The organism is Arhodomonas sp. KWT, assembly GCF_010993615.1.
The window spans coordinates 40,776-42,795 of sequence record NZ_WNXE01000012.1; the positions used below are offsets into that span (position 1 = coordinate 40,776).

At 70.1% G+C, this 2,020-nt stretch carries 2 protein-coding genes; both read right to left on the minus strand.

Features of this window, described 5'->3' with window-relative positions:
* A partial coding sequence (locus G7A99_RS04380; protein WP_163139013.1) for an enoyl-CoA hydratase/isomerase family protein occupies positions 1-713 on the minus strand: 713 nt, incomplete at its 3' end.
* A 13-nt stretch (positions 714-726) separates the two neighbouring features.
* A partial coding sequence (locus G7A99_RS04385) for a carboxyl transferase domain-containing protein (protein WP_163139014.1) occupies positions 727-2,020 on the minus strand: 1,294 nt, incomplete at its 5' end.

Below are 2,020 nucleotides of genomic sequence, written 5' to 3' on the forward strand. Positions count from 1 at the left end.
TGGTCGGCGATGCGCTGGGCGGTCTCCTCGACCATGAGCTCGTCGAGCTCGCCGCGGGAGACGTCGAGGGCCAGGCGCTTGGCCTCGCGCATGGCCCGCGGCCCATTGCCGCGGAGGCCCGCAACGATGCGCGCGACGGCGTCCTCCAGGGCCTCCGGAGGCACCACCTCGTGCACCAGCCCCATGGCCCGGGCGGTGCGGGCGTCGAAGCGCTCGCCGGTGACGAAGTAGCGCCGGGCCTGGCGCTCGCCGATGGCGCTGACGACATACGGGCTGATCACCGCCGGGATCAGTCCCAGGCGCACCTCGGAGAGGGCGAACATCGCGGTGTCCGCGGCCACGGCGATATCGCAGCAGGCGACCAGGCCGACGCCGCCGCCCATTGCCGCGCCGTTGACCCGGGCGATGGTGGGCTGGGGCAGCCGGTAGAGGGTATGCATCAGCCGGCCGAGGCCCCGGGAGTCCTCGAAGTTCTCCTGCCAGTCATAGTCCGCCATGCGCCGCATCCAGTTGAGATCGGCGCCGGCGGAGAAGCTGCGGCCCTCGGCGGCGAGCACCACCGCATGAACGTGCTCGTCGCGGCCCACGCGGACCAGGGCCTCCGTGAGCTCGGCGATCAGGGCGTCGTCGAAGGCGTTGTGGACCGCCGGGCGGTCCATGGTAATGCGCGCGATGCCGGCATCGGTGGTGACGGTGAGGCTGTTCTCGCTCATGGCTCCCCCGTGGCTACATCCGGAACACGCCGAAGCGGGTCGGCTGCTGCGGGGCGTTGAGCGCGGTGGACAGCCCCAGCCCCAGGACCATGCGGGTGTCCGCCGGGGCGATGACGCCGTCATCCCACAGCCGGGCGCTGGCGTAGTAGGGGTGGCCCTCGCGCTCGTACTGCTCGCGGATCGGGGCCTTGAAGGCCTCTTCCTCGTCGGCACTCCACTCCCCGCCCTTGCGCTCGATGCCGTCGCGGCGCACCTGCGCGAGCACCGCCGAGGCCTGCTCACCGCCCATCACGGAGATGCGCGCGTTGGGCCACATCCACAGAAAGCGCGGCGAGTAGGCGCGTCCGCACATGCCGTAGTTGCCGGCACCGAAGCTGCCGCCGATGATCACCGTGAACTTGGGCACGGCGCTGGTGGCCACGGCGGTTACCAGCTTGGCGCCGTCCTTGGCGATGCCGCCGGACTCGTACTTGCGCCCGACCATGAAGCCGGTGATGTTCTGCAGGAACACCAGTGGGATACCGCGCTGGCTGCACAGCTCCACGAAGTGCGCGCCCTTGAGCGCGGATTCCGAGAACAGCACGCCGTTGTTGGCGACGATGCCCACCGGATAGCCGTGGATGCGGGCGAAGCCGCACACCAGGGTGGTGCCGTAGAGGGCCTTGAACTCGTCGAGCTCGCTGCCGTCGACGATGCGCGCGATCACCTCGCGGACGTCGTAGGGCTGCTTGGTGTCCGCCGGGACAATGCCGTTGAGTTCGTCCGGGTCGTGCAGCGGCGCGCGCGGCTCGCGGACGTCGAGCTCGTTGGGCTTGCGGTGGTTGAGGTTGGCGACGATCCGCCGCGCGGTGCCGAGCGCGTGGGCGTCATTGAGGGCATAGTGGTCGGTGACCCCGGAGATCCGCGAGTGGGTATCGGCGCCGCCGAGCTCCTCGGCGGAGACCTCCTCGCCGGTGGCCGCCTTCACCAGCGGTGGGCCACCCAGGAAGATGGTGCCCTGCTCGCGCACGATCACGCTCTCGTCGGCCATGGCGGGGACATAGGCGCCGCCGGCGGTGCACGAGCCCATCACCACCGCGACCTGGGGGATGCCCTTCGCGGAGAGATTGGCCTGGTTGTAGAAGATCCGGCCGAAGTGGTCCCGGTCGGGGAAGACCTCGTCCTGGTTGGGCAGGTTCGCGCCGCCGGAGTCGACCAGGTAGATGCAGGGCAGGTGGTTCTGCTCGGCGACCTCCTGGGCGCGGAGGTGTTTCTTCACCGTCAGCGGATAGTAGGTGCCGCCCTTAACCGTGGCGTCGTTGGCGACA